The sequence below is a fragment of the Sphingomonas sp. GV3 genome (genome assembly GCF_031082075.1).
GTDB classification, from domain to species: domain Bacteria; phylum Pseudomonadota; class Alphaproteobacteria; order Sphingomonadales; family Sphingomonadaceae; genus Sphingomonas; species Sphingomonas beigongshangi.
In genome coordinates, this window is sequence record NZ_JARWLE010000001.1 from 176120 (window position 1) to 199793 (window position 23674).

General features: G+C 68.1%; 19 protein-coding genes. 10 read left to right on the forward strand and 9 right to left on the reverse strand.

The window, feature by feature from the left end; all coding sequences use genetic code 11:
• Window positions 1-13: 13 nt before the first annotated feature.
• Window positions 14-907 carry an SDR family oxidoreductase gene (locus RF701_RS00875; protein WP_308813763.1) on the reverse strand — a complete coding sequence of 298 codons (894 nt, stop codon included), beginning with the start codon at window positions 905-907 and terminating at the stop codon, window positions 14-16.
• A gap of 47 nt (window positions 908-954) precedes the next feature.
• Complete coding sequence (locus RF701_RS00880) at window positions 955-2778, reverse strand: glycoside hydrolase family 15 protein (RefSeq protein ID WP_308815594.1); 1824 nt, start codon at window positions 2776-2778, stop codon at window positions 955-957.
• A gap of 212 nt (window positions 2779-2990) precedes the next feature.
• On the opposite strand from RF701_RS00880, the gene RF701_RS00885 reads away from it, so the two are divergent.
• Window positions 2991-3560 carry a Dps family protein gene (locus RF701_RS00885; RefSeq protein ID WP_203311237.1) on the forward strand — a complete coding sequence of 190 codons (570 nt, stop codon included), beginning with the start codon at window positions 2991-2993 and terminating at the stop codon, window positions 3558-3560.
• Window positions 3561-3581: 21 nt separating this feature from the next.
• Window positions 3582-5069, forward strand: a complete 1488-nt coding sequence (locus tag RF701_RS00890) for an FAD-dependent oxidoreductase (RefSeq protein ID WP_308813764.1) — start codon at window positions 3582-3584, stop codon at window positions 5067-5069.
• Here RF701_RS00890 and RF701_RS00895 read toward each other — a convergent pair.
• From RF701_RS00895 to RF701_RS00915, 5 genes are all read right to left on the reverse strand, one after another.
• On the reverse strand, window positions 5066-5458 hold the full coding sequence (locus RF701_RS00895; protein ID WP_308813765.1) for a hypothetical protein: 393 nt from the start codon (window positions 5456-5458) through the stop codon (window positions 5066-5068). The genes RF701_RS00890 and RF701_RS00895 overlap by 4 nt on opposite strands.
• An 8-nt stretch (window positions 5459-5466) precedes the next feature.
• Window positions 5467-8631, reverse strand: coding sequence for a TRCF domain-containing protein (locus RF701_RS00900; protein ID WP_308813766.1), 3165 nt, complete (start codon window positions 8629-8631; stop codon window positions 5467-5469).
• A 187-nt stretch (window positions 8632-8818) separates the two neighbouring features.
• Window positions 8819-9838 (reverse strand): SDR family oxidoreductase, encoded by a 1020-nt coding sequence (locus RF701_RS00905; protein WP_287980017.1) that lies wholly within the window; start codon window positions 9836-9838, stop codon window positions 8819-8821.
• 68 nt (window positions 9839-9906) lie between these two features.
• Window positions 9907-10488, reverse strand: a complete 582-nt coding sequence (locus RF701_RS00910; protein ID WP_308813767.1) for a phosphatase PAP2 family protein — start codon at window positions 10486-10488, stop codon at window positions 9907-9909.
• Window positions 10489-10493: 5 nt separating this feature from the next.
• Window positions 10494-11981 (reverse strand): aminotransferase class V-fold PLP-dependent enzyme, encoded by a 1488-nt coding sequence (locus RF701_RS00915; RefSeq protein ID WP_308813768.1) that lies wholly within the window; start codon window positions 11979-11981, stop codon window positions 10494-10496.
• Between the two features lie 231 nt (window positions 11982-12212).
• Between RF701_RS00915 and gntA the strand changes: the two genes are divergently transcribed.
• A complete protein-coding gene (gene gntA / locus RF701_RS00920; protein WP_287980021.1) occupies window positions 12213-12893 on the forward strand; it encodes a guanitoxin biosynthesis heme-dependent pre-guanitoxin N-hydroxylase GntA in 681 nt (226 codons plus the stop codon).
• Window positions 12866-13534 (forward strand): urea carboxylase-associated family protein, encoded by a 669-nt coding sequence (locus tag RF701_RS00925; protein ID WP_287980023.1) that lies wholly within the window; start codon window positions 12866-12868, stop codon window positions 13532-13534. Before gntA ends, RF701_RS00925 begins: the two co-directional genes overlap by 28 nt.
• A 43-nt stretch (window positions 13535-13577) precedes the next feature.
• Here RF701_RS00925 and RF701_RS00930 read toward each other — a convergent pair whose 3' ends face one another.
• On the reverse strand, window positions 13578-14813 hold the full coding sequence (locus RF701_RS00930; protein ID WP_308813769.1) for an efflux transporter outer membrane subunit: 1236 nt from the start codon (window positions 14811-14813) through the stop codon (window positions 13578-13580).
• Window positions 14814-15525: 712 nt separating this feature from the next.
• Between RF701_RS00930 and RF701_RS00935 the strand changes: the two genes are divergently transcribed.
• From RF701_RS00935 to RF701_RS00945, 3 genes are all read left to right on the forward strand, one after another.
• The gene (locus RF701_RS00935) at window positions 15526-16761 is read left to right on the forward strand and encodes an HlyD family efflux transporter periplasmic adaptor subunit (protein WP_308813770.1); all 1236 of its coding nucleotides are present in this window, start codon (window positions 15526-15528) and stop codon (window positions 16759-16761) included.
• A complete protein-coding gene (locus RF701_RS00940) occupies window positions 16758-19088 on the forward strand; it encodes a peptidase domain-containing ABC transporter (RefSeq protein WP_308813771.1) in 2331 nt (776 codons plus the stop codon). The genes RF701_RS00935 and RF701_RS00940 overlap by 4 nt, the downstream gene beginning before the upstream one ends.
• 150 nt (window positions 19089-19238) lie before the next feature.
• Window positions 19239-20111 (forward strand): alpha/beta hydrolase, encoded by an 873-nt coding sequence (locus RF701_RS00945; protein ID WP_308813772.1) that lies wholly within the window; start codon window positions 19239-19241, stop codon window positions 20109-20111.
• Window positions 20112-20210: 99 nt separating this feature from the next.
• Here RF701_RS00945 and RF701_RS00950 read toward each other — a convergent pair whose 3' ends face one another.
• Window positions 20211-20492 carry a DUF427 domain-containing protein gene (locus tag RF701_RS00950; RefSeq protein WP_308815595.1) on the reverse strand — a complete coding sequence of 94 codons (282 nt, stop codon included), beginning with the start codon at window positions 20490-20492 and terminating at the stop codon, window positions 20211-20213.
• A gap of 136 nt (window positions 20493-20628) precedes the next feature.
• On the opposite strand from RF701_RS00950, the gene RF701_RS00955 reads away from it, so the two are divergent.
• The 3 genes from RF701_RS00955 (at window position 20629) to RF701_RS00965 (ending at window position 23636) form a co-directional block, all read left to right on the forward strand.
• Window positions 20629-20811 (forward strand): hypothetical protein, encoded by a 183-nt coding sequence (locus RF701_RS00955; protein ID WP_308813773.1) that lies wholly within the window; start codon window positions 20629-20631, stop codon window positions 20809-20811.
• Window positions 20808-21467 (forward strand): UPF0149 family protein, encoded by a 660-nt coding sequence (locus tag RF701_RS00960; protein ID WP_308813774.1) that lies wholly within the window; start codon window positions 20808-20810, stop codon window positions 21465-21467. Before RF701_RS00955 ends, RF701_RS00960 begins: the two co-directional genes overlap by 4 nt.
• A 216-nt stretch (window positions 21468-21683) precedes the next feature.
• Window positions 21684-23636 carry a DUF3857 domain-containing protein gene (locus tag RF701_RS00965; RefSeq protein WP_308813775.1) on the forward strand — a complete coding sequence of 651 codons (1953 nt, stop codon included), beginning with the start codon at window positions 21684-21686 and terminating at the stop codon, window positions 23634-23636.
• Window positions 23637-23674: the final 38 nt, after the last annotated feature.

The window sequence follows — 23674 nt, forward strand, 5'->3', positions numbered from 1 at the left end:
TTGCATCGGCCGATCAGGCGACGCCGGCTCCGCCGGTCACCCCGTAGACTTCGCCGCTGATGAAGCTCGCTTCCTGGCTGGCGAGCAGGACGTAGACGGGGGCGATCTCTACCGGCTGGCCCGGACGCCCGTATTGGCTTTCCGATCCGAACTGCATCACCGCCTCCGGCGGCTGGCCACCCGAAGATTGAAGCGGCGTCCAGAACGGGCCCGGTGCGACGACATTGGCGCGAATGCCCTTTTCGAGCAGCTGCTTCGCGAGCGCCTTAGTATAGGCGACGATGCCGGCCTTCGTGGTCGCATAGTCGAGCAGGATCGCCGACGGCTCATAGGCCTGGATCGACGCGGTGGTGATGACCGCCGCGCCCGCAGGCAGATGCGGCACCGCCGCCTGTGCGATCCAGTGCATTGCATAGAGGTTCGTCTTGAGCGTCCGGTCGAAGTCCTCCGACGTGACCTTGGAGATATCTTCGCGGTTCTGCTGCCGACCGGCATTGATGACCAGGATGTCGAGACCGCCGAGCTTCGCCACGGCCTGCTCGACCAGGTCCCGGCACCAGGCCTCGTCGGTGATGTCACCCGGCAAGTCGACCGCCGTCCGGCCTTCCGCCTCGATCAACGTAATGACCTCCGCCGCATCGTCGCGCTCGGCAGGCAGATAGGAGATCGCCACGTCCGCGCCTTCGCGCGCGAAAGCGATGGCGGCGGCGCGGCCGATGCCGCTGTCGCCGCCGGTCACCAGCGCCTTGCGGCCGGCGAGCCGGCCCGAACCCTTGTAGCTGGTCTCGCCGTGATCCGGCACCGGGTCCATCTTCGCGGCCGAACCGGGCACCGGCTGTGGCTGGCGCGGGAAGGGCGGGCGCGGATATTGCGCGCGCGGATCCTGCATGGTCATGCGATCGGTCATCGTCGTCTCCTTTGGGGGGGGGCAGGTATCGGCCGTCGGGTGACCGATCAGTCGCAGGCAGCGTTATCGTCGAGGACGGACAGCGCCATCAGATGGGCGAGATGGCTCAATCCCTGCGGCAGATTGCCGAGGAACGCGCCGGTGTCGGGATCGACCATCTCGGCGAGGATGCCATGGCCGTGCGATAGCGCAGCGGTCAGGCGATCGAGCGCGGCGCGCGCCTGCGGGCGCTGACCGAGCAAGGCGCGCGCCTCGACCATCCAGAACGAGCAGGCGAGGAAGCAGCCTTCCTCCCGCTGCATGCCGCTGTAGCGATAATGGAAGGGACCGGCGCCAAGCTCGCGGTCGATGGCGTCGAGCGTCAGGCGGAGCCGATCGGCGCCGTCGAAACCAAATCGCACGGCAAGCGCGAGCGACGCGTCGATGGCGTCCGCCCCCGGATACATGACGAAGGCCTGCCGTGTGTCCGACCAGCATTCGTCCTCGATCCACGCCTTGATCCGGTCGCGTTCGCGCTGCCAGCGCTCGCGGCACGTGGTCGGCAACTGGCCCTGGTCGGCGAGTTCGACCGCGCGCGCGAGCGCCTGCCAGCAACTGACCTTCGACATCGTGTAATGGCGTTCCTCCTGAAGTTCCCACATGCCCGCATCCGGAAGGCGCCAGCGGTCGGCACACTGGTCGGCGAGGTGGGACAGGAACTCGGCGCTGGCACTATCGAGGATATTGCCATTGGCGACGAAGCAGGATGCGGTTTCGAAGATGTCGCCGTAGACGCCATGCTGCGCCTGGTCGGTCGCGAGATTGCCCGTGACGACGGGCTGGCTGCCGCGATAGCCCGGCATCGCCCATTCCGAAACGGGCGGCACGATACCGCCGCCGAGCGTGTAGCAGACGCGTGTGCCCGTCTCGCGCAATTGGCCCAGCAGCCAGGTGAAGGCCGCTTTCGCTTCGGCCTGTGCGCCGGCTGTCAGGAACGCCTTGATTGTATAGCCGGCGTCGCGCACCCAGGCGTAGCGATAATCGTAGTTCTTGCGGCCGCCGATGCCCTCCGGAACCGAGGTGGTCGCCGCCGCCGCGATCGCGCCCGAGGGCGAATAGAGCAGGAGCTTCAACGCCAGCGCGCTGCGCAGGAACGCAGCCCGGTCCGCCCCTCGGTAGGTGACGCCTGCTGCCCAATCCCGCCATTCCGCATCGGACGTGTCGATTCGCGCATCGATTTCGCCGATCGCTGGAACGACGAGGGGTTCGTCGCGGCCGGCGATGATCGCCACCGTCCGCTGATCGCCCGCCGATACCGTCACCTCGCCGGTGATGCCCTCGTCCGACCAGCGGCAGGTGATGCGGGGATCATGCACGAACAAGCCTAGGACGCGCTCGACATGGAACACCGTGTGCTGGCCGATCGTCGAGTGATACGGGTTGACCGTATCGCCCCGCCGCCCTGGGCGCATGGTCAGCAGGAAGCGCACGGTGCCTTCCAGTCCCTCGACCCGGCGCGCGAGTTCGGCCCAGGGCAGACGCCCGGCGGTGCCGCTGTTGAGCGATTCGGTCAGCCGCGCGCGGCCGGTCGCGGTGATGAAGACGGTCTCCAAGACGTTGCTGTCGTCGCGGTAGCGGCGTTCGACGGTGAAGGCGTTCTCGGGCACCAGGCTGAACCTACCGCCCCGCTCGGCGTCGAGCAGCCGGTCGAAGAGCGGTGGCGAGTCCATGTTGGGTACGCACCACCAGTCGATCGAGCCGTCGCTGCCGGACAGGACGACCGAGCGACCGTCGCCGAGCGCGCCATAGCACGCCAGCGGCAGATAGCCCTCAATGCGCCCGTTCGACGCATCGGCCGCCTCTGGACGCAAGCGGTCGACCAGGGTCTTCAGCGCGCCCAATCGCGCCGTCCGGTCCGGTGTCTCTCGTCCTGCGCCATGTGCAATCGTCCAAGCTACTGAACGATCTATAATGTTTTTAACGCAGGTTGGTTCTCGCGCCGACGATCCTGTGTCCGCGGCCGCACCCGGGATGCGGCGCGATGGAACCGCGATCCTGCACGCGCGCTTCGTCCGACACATGCATCAATGATCGGAGTCATACGGTGGCCGCCACGGACGAAGCCCAGCCGCAATACAAGATCGCGTATCGCGAGATTCAGCCGTTCGGTTCGCTCAAGGAGCTGCCGCTCGGCCTGTCGGACAACGCGCGGAAGCAAAGCGTCTCGATCCTGAACCAGGTGCTCGCGGACACGATGATGCTGCGCGACCTGTATAAGAAGCATCACTGGCAGATGTCGGGCGCGACCTTCTACCAGCTGCATCTGCTGCTCGACACGCATTACGAGAAGCAGGTGGAACTGGTCGACATGGTGGCGGAGCGCATCCAGGCCCTGGGCGGTATCAGCATCGCGACTCCCCATGACGTCGCGGAGATGACCCGCATTCCGCGCCCACCCAAGGGACGCGAGGACGTGCCGACGATGCTGGCCCGCCTGCTGGAGGCGCATCGCATCGTCCTCGAGCAGGCGCATGAGGGCGCCAAGGCCGCCGATGAATCGGGCGATGACGGTACCAACGACCTGCTGGTCAGCGACATCATCCGTTCGAACGAGCCGCAGGTCTGGTTCATCGGCGAACATCTCGCCGCCACCGCGCTGCAGCGCGCCGATTGATCGACCGAAAAGGACGAGGCCGTGACTGAACGCAATCTGGCGGACGGCATCGCCTCGTCCGATCTCGGTGACGATGCGATGATCGCCGGTAAGGTCGGCGACGAGGATGTCGTGCTGCTGCGGAGCGGCGGCAGGCTCTGCGCCATGTCGGGAACGTGCCCCCACGCCGGCGCCCCGCTGGCGGAGGGGCTGGTCGTCGACGGCACGCTGCGCTGTCCCTGGCATCACGCGCGTTTCGACTGCGCGACGGGCGAGGCGGTGGGCGCGCCGGCCTTTGGCGCGCTCGACCGGTTCGCCGTGAGCGAAGAGCATGGGGTCATCCGCGTCGGGGCGAAGCTGCCCTTGCAGCAGCCGGTCGCGGCAGCGAACCAACCGGGACGGATCGTCATCGTCGGCGGCGGCGCCGCCGGTCACGCCTGTGCCGAGATGCTCGCGCGCCATGGCGCGGGCAGCGCGGTGACACTGCTATCCGACGATGCTGATGCGCCCTACGATCGCACGGCCTGCTCGAAGCAATATCTGGCGGGCAAGGTCGAGCGAGACGAGATCGCGCTGCCCGTTGCGGAAGGCGTGGTCGTCCGGTTGGCCACGCACGTGGAGGGGATCGACGCGGCTGGTCGCTTCGTCCAGGTCGCGGGCGGGGAATCGATCGCGTACGATCACCTCGTGCTGGCCACCGGCGCCGAGCCGCTCGTGGCGCCGTTCGATGGCGCGGATCGGGACGATGTGCACGTCGTGCGCACGCTCGCCGATGCTGACGCCCTGGTGGGCCAGGCGACGGAGGGAAAGCGGGCGCTGGTCATCGGGTCGAGCTACATCGGGCTCGAGGTCGCTGCGTCGCTGATCGGCCGAAAGCTCGAAGTGACGGTCGTCGCCGACGCGGACGTGCCATTGGAGAAGACTGCCGGGCCGGAGGTCGGATCGATGATCCGGCGGTTGCACGAGAGCAAGGGCGTCACGTTCAAGACGGGGCGGACTGTCAAGGCATGGGACGGCCATGCCGTAACGCTCGACGACGGCAGCCGTGTCGAAGCCGATCTGATCGTTGCCGGCACCGGTGTGCGGCCGCGCATCGCGTTGGCGCGCGCGGCGGGCTTGGCACTGGCCGAAGAGGACAATGGCGGGGGAATCACGGTCGATTCGACGCTGCGCACGTCCGATCCGGCGATCTTCGCGATCGGCGACGTCGCCAATGTGCCCGATCCGCGGCTCGGCCACGCCATACGAGTCGAGCACTGGGTCGTTGCGCAGCATATGGGGCAGTGGCTGGCCCGCCATCTGCTCGGGCTTGTCGATGGCGACTATGACGACGTGCCGTTCTTCTGGTCCGGTCATTACGACGTCAGCCTGCGCTATGTCGGTCACGTCGCGTCGCCGGAGGAGCGACATATCGACGGCGACATCGCCGCCAAGGATTTTGCGGTCTCCTTCGAAGAGGAGGGAAAGCGGCAGGCCCTGATGACCTGCGGACGCGATCGGGAGGCGCTGATCTTCGAGGCGGAAGCCTAAAGGGGGCCGTCGTCAGCCGTGGCGGCGACGCGGGCGGCGCCCTGGTACCAGGCTGCGTAGCCGGTGTTGCGGATCATCCGGCGACTGAGGTCCGGCGCGCCGTCCGTCCACCAGACCGGCCCGCGCTCTCCCAGACCCGTTTTCGCGCGCGCCACCGCCTCGCGTGCACGGCGAAGCGCGTCCTCGTTCCCGGTCCGCAGCGCCGCTCCCACAGCCCGCCGCGCTTGCATCAGGTCCTCGACGAGCGCCTGCCGTTCTCCCGGCGCGAGCGCGGGATCGCTCTTTCGCCATAGCCGGCCGCGCACGACAAGGTAGCGGCCGTCCGGGGTCGAGAGCGGCGGGGTCACGGTGTCTGGCGCAGGCGGAGCGGGCAGGCGGCCAGACGTCACCACCTCCGTCACTGCGCTGCCATCAGGTCGCCCAGGCGGCTGAGCCGCGCGTCGGGATCCTCCAGGCGTTCGGCGAGCAGGGCGCGGCCGTTCTTCTCCTGCAGGCCGAGCCGCTCCGCCAGCGCCGTGGCGTCGCCGCGTGCCGTCAGCGCGATAGCCGCCGGTCCCGCGTCGACGCGGGCGATGTCCGCCTCGCGCGCCTGCAGCCGCAGCCGGGCGATCACGAGCAGCCGCTCCGCATCGGGCGGGATCGCGCCAAACCGGTCCTCTAGCTCCGCCTCGAACGCGTCGAGATCGGCCTGTGAGGCGATCCGCGCCAGTCGCGCGTAGAGGGTGAGCCGGCTGTCCTCGTCCGGTATCCAGTCGGCCGGCAGGTGACCCTGCGCGCCCAGGTGCAGCGCGGGCGTCCATCGCTCCACGCGCTCGCCGCGCGCCGTTCGCAGCGCGCCCTGCAGCAGCTGCTGGTAGAGTTCGACGCCGATGAGCCGCATGTGTCCGGCCTGGGTGTCGCCCATCAGGTCTCCGGCACCGCGCAGATCGAGGTCCCGCGCGCTGATCTCGAACCCCGCGCCCAGACGGTCGAATGCCTCCAGCGTCCGCAGACGCTTCAGCGTGCGCGGCGCGATCGCATCGTCGGCATCGGTGAACAACAGCACCTGACCGCGGCGGCTGCCACGTCCGACCCGACCGCGCAGCTGGTGCAATTGCGCCAGACCGAAACGGTCCGCGTGCAGGATCGCCATGGTGTTCGCACGGGGGACGTCGAGCCCGGCCTCGATGATGTTGGTCGCGAGCAGCACGTCCCCGTCGCCACGTCCAAACCGCACCATCGCGTCGTCGATCTCGGCGGCAGGCATCTTGCCGTGCGCCGCCACCACCTCGAGCTCGGGGACGAGGCGCGCGAGGCGATCGGCGAGCGGCGCCATCTCGGCGATACGCGGCACGACGACGAAGCTCTGGCCGCCGCGTCCCTTTTCGCGCAGCAGCGCGGCGCGCAATGTCGTCTCGTCGAAACGGCTGACGGCGGTACGTATAGGCTGCCGTCGCGCGGGCGGGGTCGCGATGATCGACAATTGTCGCAGTCCGACCATCGCCGCCTGCAAGGTTCGCGGGATCGGCGTCGCGGTCATGGTGAGGACATGGCCGGCGGAAAGGTCCTGCAACCGCTTCTTGTCCGCGGTGCCGAAGCGCTGTTCCTCGTCCACGACGACCAGAGCCAGATCCTTGTAGACGATCCCTTTGCCAGCCACCGCGCCGGTGCCGACGACGATGCGGACGGAGCCGTCCGCGAGCCCCGCCTTGACCGCCTTCTTCTCGGCGGCGCTCGACAGCCGGGACAGGCTGGCGACGGTGATGCCGGTGCCATCGAAGCGGGCGCTGAAGCTTTCCCAATGCTGCCTGGCGAGAACCGTCGTCGGGGCAGCGACGGCAACCTGACGTCCCGACAGCGCCGCCACGGCGACGGCGCGAAGCGCAACCTCGGTCTTGCCGAAGCCGACATCGCCGACGACCAGCCGGTCCATCGGCCGACCGCTCGCGAGATCGGATCGTACCGCCTCGATTGCGGCGAGCTGGTCGGGCGTTTCGGAGAAGGGAAAGCCACTCGCGAACCGCTCATAGTCGGCGGGCGGCGGATCCAGCACGGGCGCCGTCTGATCCGCGCGCTTCGCCGCGAGGGCGGTGAGCTGACGCGCGGTCTCCGCGATCGCCTCGTCGATCTCGCGCCGTCGCTTGTACCAGCTCGAGCCGTCGAGCTTGTCCAGCCTGACCGCGTCCTCCTCCGCACCATAGCGCCACAGTCGATCGGCTTCCGCGATGGGCACGAGGCGCGTGGCGTCGTCGGCATAACGCAGGGCGATCGCGTCGCCGCCTTCCGCCGCGTCGCCCGGCATCGGCTGGATGCCCATGACCACGGCGAGGCCATGATCCTCGTGGATAACGACATCGCCCGTTCGCAGCTCCACGCCGGCATCGAACCCCGGTACGGAGCGGGCCGCGGGCGCGCCGGCCAGTTCGGCCCGGCTGCCGATCAGATCGGGGGCGGCAACCGCCAATATGTCGTCGCAGCGAAAGCCGCGATCCGCACATGCCTCCAGCGACAACAGCGTGCCGGGTGGCGCCGCTGCGACCTCGGCCCAATCACGGGCGGCGCGCATCTCGCATTTCACCGCATTGGCAAGTCGACGGCCGAGGAAGCGCAGGTCGCGCTCGCTTCCGATGAGGACGGCGCGATCGCCGGCCGCCAGCGCATCGCGCACCAGTCTTGCGCAGGCGCGGAGCGGCGCATTCTGCTCTACGAAACGGGGCGGCGGATTGCCGATGCGCTGTACGGCGACGACGCTGCGGTCCGCGAGCGCCTTTCGCCAGGCGTCGTCGCGCACGATGTCCTTGCTGGCTCTCCGGGAGCCCCGCTTCTCGCTGTCGGCGACCAGCTTCAGCAGCCTGATCCTGCGTTCGTCGGCCGCGGCGGTGATCGCCACCTGCGCGCCGGGCAACTGGTCGAGCAGGGTTGCCGGCGCCTTGCCCGGCGACGGCTCCGTCGCCCGACCCAGTTCGCGCCGTTCGATTTCGTCCGTGCTATGCTGGTCGACCGGATCGTAGCGGCGGATCGCCGCGATTTTCCCTTCGGCCACCTCGACCCGCAACGGCTGGCTGGCGTCGGCCGGGAAGACGTCGAGAACCTGCCCGCGAAGCCCGATCTCCCCCGGCTCGTCGACCCGCTCGTCTGCGATATAGCCGATGTCCAGCAGCGTTTGATGCAGCGCGGCGAGATCGATCTCGTCGCCGAGCGCGATCGCGGGGGGGGCCGCAGCAAAAGCGTCCGGCGAAGGATAAGCACGCGCCGCCGCCTCGCCTGTGCTGATCAGCGCGATCGTCGGGCGGTCTTCCCGTTCGAGAAGGCGGCGCAATCTGTGCAGGCTGGCAACCCGCTGGCCGACATTCGCGGGAGAAGCCGGGGCAGCGTCGCCGGGCAAGGCGTCGCTGCCGGGACAGACGAGGATGGTGCTGCCGGGGCACAATGCCGTCAGCGCTTCGGCGACGGCGCCCGCCGCGATCTCGTCGCGGACGATGGCGATCAGGTCTCCGTCCAGCAGCAGCGGCGCCAGCGCTGCGGCATGTTCCAGGCTGCCGAGTAGAGTCTGGGAAGCGGACATTTCGGGCGATGGGGGCATAGTGGTCCTTCTGAGGACCTTGGCGAACGAGCCGCCAGCCTCGGCGTTCCTGCGGGATCGTGTCTGGTCGGGTGCCGGCGTGGCGGGGCGCGGCGAAAGGCGTCGGTGTGTTCCGGCGGCCGCGCTGCCCCGGTTCAGCGACGCGGCGGGAAGGGCGCCGATGACGTGCCGATCCCGCCGCCCGCCATCACGGCTGGCCGGAGCCGCCGGCGGCGCCGTAGACCTGCCCGTTGGCATAACTTGCGTCCGACGCCGCGAGCTGCACGTAGATGGAGCCGAGTTCGGCTGGTTGCCCTGGCCGGCCCAGCGGCGTGTTGCCGCCGAACTGCTGCAGCTTCTCCATCGTGGCGCCCCCCGCCACCTGCAGCGGCGTCCAGATCGGCCCGGGCGCGACACCGTTGACGCGGATGCCCTTCGGACCCAGCTGCTTGGCGAGCGACTTGGTGAAGTTCATCATCGCCGCCTTGGTCATCGCATAGTCGACCAAATTTTCGGACGGGTCATAGGCCTGTTCCGACGTCGTCTGGATGATCGCCGATCCGGGCTTGAGGTGGGGCAGGGCGGCCTTGGTCACGTAGAACATGCCGTACAGATTGGTCCGCATCGTCGCGTCGAAATCCTCGTCGGAAATGTCGAGCAGCGACTGCCGCTGCTGCTGGCGGCTCGCGTTGTTGACGAGGATGTCGAGCCCGCCGAGCTGGCTCACCGCGCTTTCCACGAGCTTGCTGCAATAGCTGCGGTCGCGCAGATCGCCCGGGATGGCGACCGCCTTGCGGCCTGCCTGGCGGATCAGCGCGACGACCTCGCGGGCATCCGGTTCCTCGGCCGGCAGGTAGGCGATCGCCACGTCCGCGCCCTCGCGGGCGAATGCGATAGCGGCGGCGCGTCCCATGCCGGAGTCGCCGCCGGTGATCAGCGCCTTGCGGCCCTGCAACCGTCCCGATCCCCGGTAGCTCGTCTCGCCATGATCGGGGCGAGGGTTCATCTTGCTCGCAAGGCCCGGAAAAGGCTGCGACTGCTTGGCGAAGGGCGGCTTGGGATAGCGCGTCGTCGGGTCCGTCAGGGGGACTGTCGGCGCTGACCCGGTGGGCAGCTGCGCGCCGGCCGAGGTGGCGGAGGCCGCAAGCCCGACCGCTGCGCCCCCGACCATGGCCCGGCGGCTGATGCCCGCGTCGCGAGGCACGTCGTTGCTGGATGCATCCGTCATTGAATCTTCCTCGTTCTGCGGTTTTCACGGGTAACAGCGCTGCGATGGCGCGGTTCCGGTGCGATGAGTCACGGTACGGAGCCGGCCGCGGCGGGCCGTGCCGCGCCCCATGCGGTATTGCCCAAGCGGTCGGCGGCCAGCCCGATCGCCATGCCCGCCAGAACATCGCCGATATAATGGCGGCCGCGCGGGACCTGCACGATGGAGACCGCGATCGCCGCGGCGCGGGCAGCGGCCGCGCATGCTGGATAGGCGCGGGCGAATGACTCCCCGACGGCGATCACGCCCGCGCTATGGCCGGAGGGAAAGGCGTTGTCCTCAAGACGATCGCTCAGTCCGTGCCTGACGCGCGGATCGTCGCCGCTATCCGGCCGCCGCCGGTCGACCACGGCCTTGATGCGACCCTTGCCCCAGGTGGCGATGGTGTGGGCCGCCAACATCCGCACGCCGGTCGCCGCCAGCCGCCGGTCTCGTCGGATGACGCCCGCGGCAATCGTGGCGGCGCACAGGAGCCGCATCTGCGGTTGATCGCCGATCTCGCTCACTGCCCCGACGAGGCGCATGACCGGCGTATCGCGCTTCTTGTTCACGGCCGTCGTGATCCGATGATCGGCATGCTCGAGTTCGCTGGCTGGCCGCTTGCTACCCATGGCCGTCACCGTCCGGATCGGCCGTTCGACGCCGCCGCCACGACGCGCAGGCGGCGCTCGTCGGGATCGGTCGGGTCGAGGAAGAAGGCACCGGCATCGCGATTGGCAACCAGCCACGCCACGTGCGCATCGTCGATCCTCTGCCCGGGCACGAGACGGGGGACGCCCGGCGGCGCCGGTGCGATCATTTCGGCCGCAACGCGCCCGCTCGCCTGTTCAAGGCTCACCAGCTCGGTCGGCCCGAAAAAGGCGGTGGCCGGATCGACCTGCATCTCCACCGTCAGCGTATCGATTCCGGGAAGCACGGCGGGCGCGGCCGGCAGGTCCAGCGTGCCCGCCTCGACCTGTCGGGCGGCATCGCGCAGGCCGCCGACCAACGCTTTGACATCCCGCGCGCTCGTACCCGGTGCGAGTATTGCGAGGATGTGCCGCGCATCGGACAGGCCGACGCTGACACGGTGCCGTGTCGCCAGCCAATCGTCCAGCGCATAGCCGGTCACGCCCCAGGCCGAAACGTCGACAAGCACCTTGGTTTCGTCGAGCTCACTTGCGGCCGGCAGGTCGCCGCTGCCGAACACGCGTAACTTGTCGATCCCGGCAACCGCCTTCCGAAGCCTGGCTGCCGAGCGCAGGACTCCAGCCCATATCGCCTCGCCATCCAGCGCATGATCGCGCCGGACGGCATCCAGGCTGGCGAGGATCGGCACCGAGGGGCTCGTCGTCTCGAACAGTTCGAACGCGTGCCACAGACGCTGGAGATCGACGATGCCGCCCTTGGCCAGCAAGGCCGACCCTTGCGTCAGCGCGCCCATCGTCTTGTGCAGGCTGTAGACGGCGACGTCGGCGCCCTTGGTCAGCGGGTCGTGGGGCAGCGCCTGGCAGAAGGCGAAGGCACCGCCCCATGCGGCATCGCAGATCACCGCGACGCCCCGCGCATGGCACAGGTCCGCCAGCGCGGCGATGTCGCTCGTCACGCCATAATAGGTCGGGGACACGACGACGAAGGCCTTGGCTTCCGGATGGCGATCGAGAGCCTGCTCGAGCGCCGCCGGGGAGACGCCATGCTCGATGTCCCAATCTGCATCGATGACGACCGGTACGATGCGTGCATCGAGACCCGTCGCCAGCGCATGGGCACGCTCTGCCTTGTGGACGTTGGCGGCGAACAGCACCGTATCCCCCGGGCGGGCGACGGCGGCCAGCGCGGTGTGCAGGCTCTGGGTCGAACCACCCGTGACGAAGCGGCAGAAATCTGCCTGCCACGCCTCTGCCGCGATCTCGTGTGTGCGCTGCAGGACATGCGCCCCCTCGGTACGATCATCCAGGCCCTTGGGCGTGACCACATCCGCCTGGAATACCCTTGCCCCCAGAAGGGCGCGCGCGCCCTTCGGGATCGTGCGACCCTGATGATGGCCCGGTGCGCCGAAGCCGTGGATGCGATGCCGCTCCAGGTGTTTCAGGGCATCGAGTAGGGGGGCCTCTCGCTGATCCATCGGGTCTGATCCAATTCGACTTTGCCCGTGCCGACGAGGACCGATGCGCGGCCAGCGCGCGGGTGCACGGACGTTTGGGAAGGTTGCGCGGTGAACGCTTCGGCGCGCGAGGAGTCTCGCAAGATATTATCCTGTGAGGGTATTTCTGATTGAGGCACATCAAGACGGCCGTCGATACGCGGAACGGCGGCACCGACGTGCCGTTACCCATGCATGTTGCTACCGAAATCGATGTTCGACTGGGCCGATCCGGGCGAGGAGGAGGCGAGCCGACTACTGGCGACCCATATCGCGGACCAGGAATTTCCCTGTGTCGGAGCTAAGGCCGCGCTCGCCAAGGGCACGCTCGATGTCCTGGGCGCCCGGGACATTGCCAGCGCTTGGGATGATATGCGTATCCACGATCGGCTGCGGGTCTTCGCCGCCCGCTATCGTGCGGAGCCTTCGCTCTTCCGAAGCTTCGCGGTCGTCTTCTCCGGACCGGGCGACCTGACCGAAGAGGCGTTCGAACAGGCGATCTGGCAGCGGATCCAGTCGCTGTCCGACAAGGATGTCTGGCTCGGGCAGGAATGGGACTCGCGCGTCAGCCCCGATCCGTCCAACCCGCATTTCTCTCTGTCCTTCGGGGGCGAGGCATTCTTTGTCGTGGGATTGCATCCGCGTGCCAGCCGACCCGCGCGGCGGTTCGCCAGGCCGGCTATGATCTTCAACCTGCACGATCAGTTCGAGACGCTGCGCGATCAGGGCAAGTACGAGACGATGCGCGAGAAGATCATGGTCCGGGACGAAATGCTGGCCGGGTCGCGCAATCCGATGCTGGCGCGGCACGGCGAAGCCAGCGAGGCGCGGCAATATAGCGGGCGGATCGTGGAGAGCGGATGGCAATGCCCGTTCCGCTACGCCGGCAAGTGATGTCGCGCGTGCCGGCAGGCGCCGTCGTCGAGATCCCGGAGCGCAGCGGGGATGCCTTTCGCCTCGCAAAGGGCCAATGTCTCACCGTGATCGATCCGCGCGGGTGCCAGGTCGCCGATCTGCTCGCCTTTCGCGCCGACGATCTGGGCGAGGTGCTGTCCTCGGGACGGACACTCGACTATGCCGAGACGATCCGCCTGACGACGGGCCACATCCTCTATTCCAACCGATCGGGACCGATGCTCGAGATCGTCGCGGATACGGTGGGCGTGCACGACTTCCTGCTGACGCCATGCTCCTTCGCGACCTTCGACCATTTCTATCCCGATCTGCCGCGCCACCGGGGCTGCTTCGGCAATCTGGCGGCGGCGCTGGAGCCGTTCGGCGTGACGCCCGACCAGATACCCGTGGCCTTCAACTGCTTCATGAACGTCCCGGTCGATCCGTCCACCGGCAAGCTATCGGTGTTACCGCCGGTCAGCCGGGCGGGCGACAGCATCACGTTCGTCGCGCGCATGGACCTGATCATCGGCTTGACCGCGTGTTCGGCCCCCGCGTCCAACGGAGGGTCGTTCAAGCCGATCCATTATGTCGTCCACGGCGCCGAAGAGGCGGGATCGCTTCACCCGGATCACGCATAGTCCGCGCTGACGCCCGGCGAGCCCACGCGCGCGGATTGGTGGGTCACAATGGAGAACCGCCCAGCGCCTTGTAGACGTCGATCGCCGCGGTACACCGCAAGGCCTGGGCGTCGAGCAGCGTTTCCTCCACCGCAATCTCGCTCCGCTCCGCGTCCAGGACGAGCGCGAGGTCGCCTCCGCCGTTTTCGTAGCGGAGCCGGGCGAGCGCGACGGCGCGGCGGGAGTCGGCGGCGGCGCCGCGCAACGCGCGCTCCCGTTCCGCCGAGCCGCGCGCCGCCGCCAGCGCGGCATTGCCCTCTTGAAGAGCGTCGAGCAGTTTCTGGCGGTACTGGGCGAGCGCTTCCATCTGATCGGTGCGGGCGCCGGCGTAGCCTGCCCGCAGGCGACCGCCCTGGAAGATCGGCGCGAACAAACTTTGTGCCGCGCTCAGGGTCAGGCCAAAGGGCCCGCTCGTCGCCAGCGCCTGTCCCAATGAATTGGCGGACAGCTTGAGCGACGGCAGGAACGCCGCGCGCGCGGCGCGCACGTCGCCGTTCGCGCCGGCGATCCGCGCCTCGGCCGCCAGAACGTCCGGACGGCGAAACACGAGATCGCCCGGCTGACCCGGATCGATCGCGGGCGCGACGAGCGTCGACAGCGCCGTCGGCACGAGCGAGAAGGACGGGGCTTCTCGGCCGAGCAGCACCGCCAGCGCGCCGACCAGGGTTTCCCGCGATTGCGTCAGTTCGGCCCGACGTGCCTCCAGCCGTCCGACCTCGACGGCCTGGAGCCGCTCGTCGACCTCCGCCGCCGTGCCCTCGCGCCGCCGAACGGCAACGATCCTGGCGAAGGATCGGGCATTGTCGAGGAGGCGCGCGTTCAGCCGCAGGCGGTCGTCGACGGCGGCGATCGACACGAAGGTCCGCGCCGTTTCCGACGCCACCACCAGCCGTGCGGCGCCACTGTCGAACTGCGCCGCATCGACACGCGAGAGCGCGGCGCGGCGGCCGGCGCGCAGGCCGCCGAACAGGTCGACGTCATAGGCGATATCGAGCCCGGCCTGACCGGCGCTGCTCGTATATTGGCTGGTGTTAAAGCCATCGGTCCGTGTCTGCGTGAGGCCGGCGTTCGCCGCCACGCTCGGCAGCAACGCCGCCCGCGCGAGACCGGCGCTCGCCCGCGCACGAAGAACGCGCGCACGCGCCGCCTCGACGCTCGGGTTCTCACGGACCGCATCGGCGACCAACCGAGGCAGGAGGGTCGAGCCGAACCGATCCCAGAATCCAGCGTCGAGCGCCACCGCGGCCGGTTCCGCTGTATCGTCGTGCCAGCGCGGGGAATCGACCGGCGGAGGCGACACGACCGCGACCGGCGGCACCGAGCAAGATGCCGTAAATACAGGCAGAAGAAAAAGGGCCTTTCGCATCGCAATGTACTTACCGTGCGCCGACTGACGAATCCTTACTGCGCGTTCCGCCAATTTGAGTAACGAACGCGCTGTTCCGAAAAGAGACAAAGAAGATCAAATTCAACGAAATGGCGGAATGGAGATGGTAAATTGGCCGAATCTCCCTTGGCTAATATTGTGGTAACCTTTCGATAAGGTCAAAAAGCTCGGGCGCCAATTTCTGGCGAATCAATAAGGGGAAAGAAGGATGCGTACTCTCGACATCGCTGAAACGAACGACGTCTCCGGCGGCTGCTTCGGCCTGCTGCCTTGCCTGTTCGGCGGCCTGTTCTCGTGGAATTTCTGCGCCCCGGCGCCGCAGGCTTGCGCGCCGCAGCCGGCGCCTTGCAACCCCGCGCCGGCGCCTGCGCCGTGCAATCCGGCGCCGGCGCCCTGCAAGCCCGCTCGCCATTGCCGCTGACCGGTCGGCCCGTCGCGGCGGGTTGACGGGTGCCCAGGGGCTGCGGACGATCCGCGGCCCCGTCCGGCAGGCACCATCACGCTTTACGCGCCTTTTACCGCTACCGCGCTAGCCGCATCGTCATCGCACCGGGCGCACAGGGCAATGACGACACCGCTGTTCCGATATGAAGTCATCGAGGCCAAACGCGACCGGCTCACGGGAGTCGTCGTGGCCGCCGTGCCGCCGCGCTCGGGCACCTACGCCGTCATCCTCGCGCTCGCCTGCGCAGGCTTTCTGCTGATCGCGATCTTCGGACAATTCTCGTCCCGGACGCATGTCTCCGGCATCGTGACCTACGACCGTGGTTTCGCGCGCGTCTATCCACCGCAAACCGCGGAAATCCGCGCCATCCATGTGCGCGAGGGGCAGGTCGTCGCGGTGGGGACGCCGCTCGTCACCATTTCGCTCACCCAGGGTCAGGACGCCAACGGCGTCGGCGTCAGCGGTCAGCTCACCGAACTGGCGCGGCAGGACCAGCAACTGCTCCGACAACAGCAACTCGCGCAGACGCTGGGCATCGGCGAGACCGGCAGCCTAGAACAGCAGCGCGCGGGGCTCGCCGCCATCATCGCGTCGCTGGAGCGGCAGCGGGCGCTCGCCCGGGATCAGGTCGAGGCGGCGCAGGTCGAGGCGGCTCGTGCGACGCGGCTCGCCAGGGCCGGCGCCGGGCCGCGCCAACAGGCCGACAGCGCGCGGGCGGCCGTCACCGCGCGCCGCGCCGAGGTGGAGGCTCTCGAGGAGCGCATCCTTGGTCAGCGCCGGGAACTCGGCACCATCTCCGCGCAATTGGCGCAGCGCCGCGTCGCCACCCAGCAGACCTTGTCGCAGGTCGCCGCGCAGCGCGCGAACCTCGCAGCGCAGCGTGCGACGGTGATCCGCCAAGACCGCTTGGTCCTGACCGCCCCCGTCGCCGGCCGCGTCACGGATCTGGTCAATCAAATCGGACAGCGCACGCGTCCCGACGTGTCGCTGGTCACCGTGATCCCGCAGGGCAGCGTCCTGGAAGCGCAGCTTTACACGCCTACCCGCGCCGCCGGCTTCGTGCGGCCGGGAGACGAGGTCCGCCTGCTCTTCGACGCGTTCCCCTTCCAGAAATTCGGCGCGGGCATCGGCCGCGTGATCGACATCAGCGGGGTACCGGCCGATCCAAGTTCGCTGGATCCCGGATTGAAGATCGACCAGCCCGTCTTTCGCATCCGGGTCCGGCTCGATCGCGGCAGGGGTGCCGGCGCACAGCCCCTGCGTCCCGGCATGACGCTCGCGGCCAATCTCGTACTCGAACGGCGTCGAATGTGGGAAGTGCTCCTCGATCCGCTGCTTCGCGCTGCACGGTCATGACGGTATTCGCTCTCCCCTGGGCGCGCCAGATGACGCCCGTCCTACAGGCGGAGGCTGCCGAATGCGGGCTGGCCTGCCTGACGATGGTGGCGCAATTCCACGGCCACCGCGTCAATCTGGCAGGACTGCGGCAACGCTTTCCGACGTCGATGAAGGGCGTGACGCTGGCCGAACTGATGACGGTGGCGGATCACCTGGCGCTCGGCCCGCGTCCGCTGCGTCTCGACATGGAGGAGCTGGGCGAATTGCGCCTGCCCGCGATCCTGCATTGGGATCTCGAGCATTTCGTCGTGCTGGAGCGGGTGGCCGGTCGACGCGTATCCATTCTCGACCCCGCGATCGGCCGCCGCGACCTGTCGCTGGCCGAGGTGTCGCGGCACTTCACCGGCGTGGCGATGGAATGCCAGCCGACCCCCGGCTTCGCCCGCGTCGAAGCGCGCGTCAACGTCCGCCTTTCCGACCTGTGGAGCAGGCTGACCAATTACGGCCCCGCGGCGACGCAGGTCGCGGGCTTGTCGCTGCTGATCCAGTTGACGGCGCTGGCGCTGCCCTATTTCATGCAGTTGACCATCGACGGGGCTATCACGCAGGGGGACGCAGGTCTGCTGTCCATGCTCGCACTCGGGTTCGGCGGTCTTTACGTCCTGAATGCGTTGCTCACGGGATTGCGCGGCTGGGTCGTGCTGACCCTCGGCGAGACATTGGCGGCGCAACTCGCGGGCAATGTCGTCCACCATCTCGTCCGCCTGCCGCTCGCCTATTTCGAGCGTCGCCATGTCGGTGATCTGATGAGCAGGATCGGGTCGATCCGTCCGATCCAGGAATTGCTGACCCAGGGTATCGTGAACGCCGTCATCGACACGATGCTGGCGCTGACCACGCTGGTCGTGATGCTGTTGATCAGTCCGGCACTGGCGGGCGTGGTCGTCGCGGCGACGCTGATATTCTTCGCTATTTCCTTCGCCATGTTTCCCCGATGGCGCCAGAGGTTCGAGGAGCAGATCCTCGCGAAGGCGAGCGAGGAAACCTACCTGCTCGAGACGATGCGCGCGATGCGGGCGATCAAGCTGCACGGCAGCGAAGGCCTTCGCGAGGCCGGGTGGCGCAACCGCAACAACGAGGTGGTCAACGCGAGCTATCGCGCGCAGATGTTCACGCTGCGGACGGGATTGGCGCAGCACGTCCTTTTCGGCGTCGAACTCGTCCTTGTCGTCTACCTCGGCGCGAATGCGGTGATCGGGGGGGCGATGACCCTCGGGGTGCTCCTCGCCTTCGTCTCCTACCGCAGCAGTTTTTCCGACAGCGCGATCAACGTCGTCCAGCAGCTGCAGCAATGGCGGATGATCGGGCTGCATCTCGAGCGCCTGTCCGACATCGTCGGTGAGACGCCCGAGGGCATCGGTGCGGCACCTCCACGTCCGGAATGGCAGATCCCCGCGGAGATACGGCTCGAGGACGTCAGCTTCGCCTACAGTCCCGTCGAACGACCCATCCTCGACCGCATCAGCTTCACCATTCCCGCGGGCGGGTTCGTGGCGATCGTCGGTCCTTCAGGGGCCGGCAAGACAACGCTGATGCGCCTGATGCTGGGGCTGTTGACGCCGACCGGCGGTCGCATCCTGATCGACGGCGTTCCGCTCGGCCCGGCGACGCTCGCCGCCTGGCGTTCGCGTGCCGGGGCCGTCCTGCAGGACGACGCGCTGCTGACCGGCACGCTCGCCGACAATATCGCGTTCTTCGATCCCAGACCCGATCAGACCCGGATCGAACAATGCGCGCGTTTCTCGCGCATTCACGACGACGTGGCGATGATGCCGATGGGCTATCACAGCCTGATCGGGGACATGGGATCCGCACTCTCCAGTGGCCAGCGTCAGCGGCTGTTGCTGGCCCGTGCTGCCTATCGGCAGCCCGATGCCCTCTTTCTCGACGAGGGCACCGCAAATCTCGACGAGGTGAACGAGGCCGCGATCGGCGATGCGATCCGCGACATGCCGGTCACTCGAATCGTCATCGCCCACCGCCCAGCGCTGGTCGAGCGCGCGGATACGGTCCTGCTGGTCAACGCGGGCAAGGTTCAGGTCATCGAGCGGGCCCGCGCGGCCGGGCCGTCGCCCGGATCGGTGACCATCGACGTGCCCGCCGCCGATCCTGCGGATCACGCGGCGCATGCCGGCTTCGGTACGGTGGCCCCGCCGTCTTCGCCGCCAGCGACCGTAGCGACGGATGCCTCGCCACCGCGTGCCACCACGCAACAGCGACGCGCCCTGGCGGACGCATTCCGCTCCATTCTCTCCGAGCACGAGCAACGCCGGACGATCGTCTGACCCGCCGCCGTTCGCCGGTGGGGCGTTCGACGTTTCGAACCGCCATCCCCTCGACTGCGAATGCGGGATGCGATCTGAATTTGGGTGAACGCAAAGGTCGCGCTACGGTCCGCGTCTGGTACTTGTTGCTATTAGCGGAGAGAGGGGCGGATGCGAAACAGGAGCGGTGTCGCGATCGCGATCCGGGCGGGCGTGGCCTTGCTCGCCGGGCTTGCCGCCTGCGGTTGCTCGCCGCTCGGCCTGTTCGATACGCTGGTGCCCAAGGACGGCGGCGTGGCGAAGGTCGGCGCCGACATCGCCTATGGCGACGCGCCGCGTCAGACGCTCGACGTCTATGCACCGCGCAGGGCGGCGAACCGCGCGATGCCCACGTTGGTCTTCTTCTATGGCGGTAGCTGGAACAGCGGCACGCGCACCGGCTATGCCTTCGTCGGCAGGGCGCTGGCGGCGCAGGGCTTCGTGGTCGTCGTTCCCGACTACCGTCTCGTCCCGGCGGTGCGCTATCCCACCTTCGTCGAAGACGGCGCGGCGGCGGTGCGCTGGACGAAGGCCCATGCCGCGCAATTCGGGGGCGATCCCGGTCGGATCGTGCTGATCGGCCATTCCGCGGGGGCCTATATCGCCGCGATGCTGGCGGTCGACGACCGCTGGCTCAGGGCGGACCGGGCGGCGATAAAGGGCTTCATCGGCCTGGCGGGCCCCTATGACTTCGCGCCGTTCGACGTCGATGCCAGTCGCGCCGCGTTCGGTGCCTGGCCGCGCCCGGCGGACACGCAACCGGTGACCTGGGCCGGAGCTGGCGACCCGCCGTCGCTGCTCCTTGTCGGCGCCGACGACACGGTCGTACGGCCGCGCAACAGCGAGGCGCTGGCGGCGCGGCTGCGGGCGGGTGGCGTGGCGGTGGACGTGCGTTCCTATCCGAACATCGGCCACGTCGGTCTGCTGCTCGCGCTGGCACGGCCGTTCCGCGGCAGGGCGCCCGTGCTGCGGGATGTCGCGGCCTTCGTCCGTGCACGCGAATGACAGCGTGTCGACCGATCGGCCTTCGCCCGCTCGCGGGCGGCGTGTGCGATCACCGACGCCTGGCACCCATGCCGGTATCGGTCGCCCGCGCGTGCCGCGTCAGGCGACCGTGACGCCCTTCCAGAAGGCGATGCGCCCGCGTATGTCCGCCGCCTTGGGCTTGGGATCGGGATAATACCAGGCGGCATCCACGTTTTGAGAACCCGAGACGTCGAGCGTGTAATAATGCGCGACCCCCTTCCATGGGCAGGTGGATGTCGTGTCACTCGGGCGGAGCAGGGCGTCGTCGACCGCCTCGCGCGGGAAATAATGATTGCCCTCGACGACGACGGTATCGTCACTGCTGGCGATTAGGGCGCCGTTCCACCGCGCTTCGACCATGGTGCGTCTCCTGCATTTGGCGATCCCATATATGGGGGGCTGCGCGTCGAGGCGCCAGCCGTCCCGATCCGCGACGAACGCGCGCTGCCCAAGCCCGCCCGATCCTGCTAGCGCCAGCCGCATGTTGAAGACTCGCATGAAGCGCATCGCCACGGAAACCGACCGCGCGCGCGCGCGCCTGGCCGCCGTCGAGGCCGCAGTTGCGGCGCTTGTCGACGAGGATCTGCTCGATTTCGCCGACATTTTCGCCGCGGGAGAACCGACGCCACTGCGCGCCATGGCGGATGCGGAAATGCAGCGGCGTGGGATCAGCCTTTGAGACGGCTGCCGTCCCGGTTCCGCCGCCTCGATGGCGCGCTGGCGGACCTTCCCGTCGAGGAGCCGATGCTTCTCACCGAGCTGGACGGCTTCCTCACCGGGCTGGTCGTCTGTCCCCAGCCGGTGGACGCGAGCGAATATATGACCGTCATCTGGGGCATCGATGTAGACGATGTGCCACCGTTCGACGATCCTCGTGACGTGCAATGGTTCGCCGGTGCCGTCGCGGCGCGGCGCGACGAGATCGCGCGTGATCTCGCGCGCGGCAAGTTCCAGCCGATCCTCGATACCGACGCGCGCGACGCCGAACCGATGTGGGAATATTGGATCGACGGCTTCGCGGAGGCGATCGCACTGCGGCCCGAGGCGTGGGACCAGCTTGCCGACGATCAGGCAGGCGCCGAGCCCTGGTCACGCATGACCATGTTGATCGCGATCGCACGCGGCGACAGCGATCTGGACAGCGTCGCGATCAATGCGTTCGAGGACCATGCGGTGGCCGAACTGATCGACACCGTCCGATGCCTTTACGACTCCCGCAAGCACGCGCCGGGTCCGGCGGCGATCGCTGCGGCGGCGACCGGCGTCGCCAAGATCGGCCGCAACGAGCCTTGCGCCTGCGGATCCGGTCGCAAGCACAAACTGTGCTGTGGATGATCGAAGCGGCGTCACCGAGCGGGAAGGGGGAGGGCGCCGAGATTCAGCACGATGCAAGAAGACCGTGGTGCCGGTTCGCGCCAATTGTTCCGATGTGAAGCAAAATATTGCCTCCCCACAACATATCGTCAGCTTCTTGTAAGCAACGGCCGATATCATTTTTCGATACATGCCCCGTCAGGTGGCCTGCCTGACGGTCCAATCGAAAGAATGACCATGAAGATCTTTTCATGCGCGGTTGCGGCCGGGTCTCTGCTGGCGGCTGCGGCAGGCGTGCGCGCGGAGGATGCCCCAAGCTTTTCCGTCGGTGCGCCCGCCGCGTGGGTCAAGCCGGTCGCGACGCCGGTCGAAGTGGTTCGGGCCGGCCACGCCCCCCATCACATGTTGCTGCGTGCAGACCAGCTGGTCTTCGAACCGGAGGGCGGCATGTCGCTGCACTGGGTCGCCGCGAACCAGGTCGTGACCCCTGACGATCTCGCCAAGCTCGGCACGATCTCGCTGACCTGGAACCCGGAAACGGAGACGTTGCGCATCCATACGGTGGTCATCCGTCGCGGCAGCCAAGTCATCGACGTGCTGAAGGACCAGCACTTCACCGTGCTGCATCGCGAGACGAACCTAGAACGGGCGGCGATCGATGGCCGGTTGACGGCGACGCTGCCGATCGCTGGCCTTGCGGTTGGCGATATCGTGGAGATCAGCGGTACCCGGACCAGCCACGATCCGGCGCTCGGCCGTCACCACGAGGCGCGACTGAACCTGTCGCCCGGCACGATGCAGACGCAATTCGACGCGCAATGGGAAAAGGCCATTCCGATCCGCTGGCGCGCACTGCCCGGCGTTCCCGATCCGCGCATCACCACGGGCCGGACCGAGACGCTGTCGATCAGCGAGACCGACGTACCCGATCCGCATCTGCCCAAATACGCGCCCGAGCGCTTTCGCCAGGCCGACGCGATCCAGTTCTCCGACTGGCATGACTTCGCGGAAGTCTCCGCGACGATGGCGCCGCTGTACGACAAGGCTTCGTTCGTCAAGCCCGGCGGTGCGGTGGAGGCCGAGGCGACCCGCATCGCGCATATGACCGCCGATCCCGTTGCGCAGGCGGAGGCGGCGCTGGCCCTGGTGCAGGAACAGGTACGCTATCTGTACGTCGGGCTGAACGATGGCGGCTATGTCCCTGCTGCGGCGGAGGATACCTGGACCCGTCGATATGGCGACTGCAAGGGCAAGACGGTGCTGCTGCTCGCCCTCCTGCATCAGCTCAAGATCGAGGCGCAGCCCGTCCTCGTATCCGCCGGTTCGTTCGGCGATGCGATCCCGAACTTCCTGCCCTCAGCCGGCCTGTTCAACCATGTTTTAGTCCGCGCGGTCATCGCCGGGCGAACCTATTGGCTCGACGGTACACGCATGGACGATCGGCATCTCGCCGACATTCGCACGCCAGCCTTCCACTGGGGGCTGCCGGTGCAGGCGCAGGGCGGGGCCCTCGTCGCGATGATGCCGCCGCCCGCCGACAAGCCGCTGCGCGAGACGGCGTTGCGGCTGGACGCATCCGCAGGCTTCGATAAGCCGGTCGTCGCGCATGCGGAGGTGACGTTCCGGGGCGATGGCGCGCTGGCCATCCGTCGACAGCTTGCCGCGCTGTCGACCGAGCAGCGCGAACGGACGCTGCGAGGCGTGTTCGGCAAGCAGTTCGACTATATCGCGCCGACGGACGTGCTGTCGCGCTTCGATGCCACCAAAGGCGAAGAGACGCTGGTGCTCAACGGTATAGCGTCGCTGGACTGGACCGACGACGCGCTGGAACTGACCGGCGTGCAGCTGGGCGAGTCGCTGGATCTCGCGCGCGAGCCGGGGACGCCGGCGGACATACCCTATGCCCTGCCTTACCCGAATGCCCGACGCTTTCGGGAGACGATCGTCCTGCCGAATGGCGGGCACGGCTTCACCCTCGACCCGCTTCACTTCGACCAGACGGTTGCGGGCGTCGCGACCCACCGCGACGGGCAGATCGTCAACGGCGTCGTCGAACTGGAAACCGACACCAACAGCCTCGTCCCGGAATTCCCGGCGTCCGAAGCGGCGCCGGCCCAGCAGATGCTGCGCCACCAGTTGCGTGAACATGCCTATCTGCATCGTCCCCCAAATGCGGGTGCTGCATCCTGAGCTGACGGGGGGCGGGGCGGCGATAGCCGGCGCGCGTG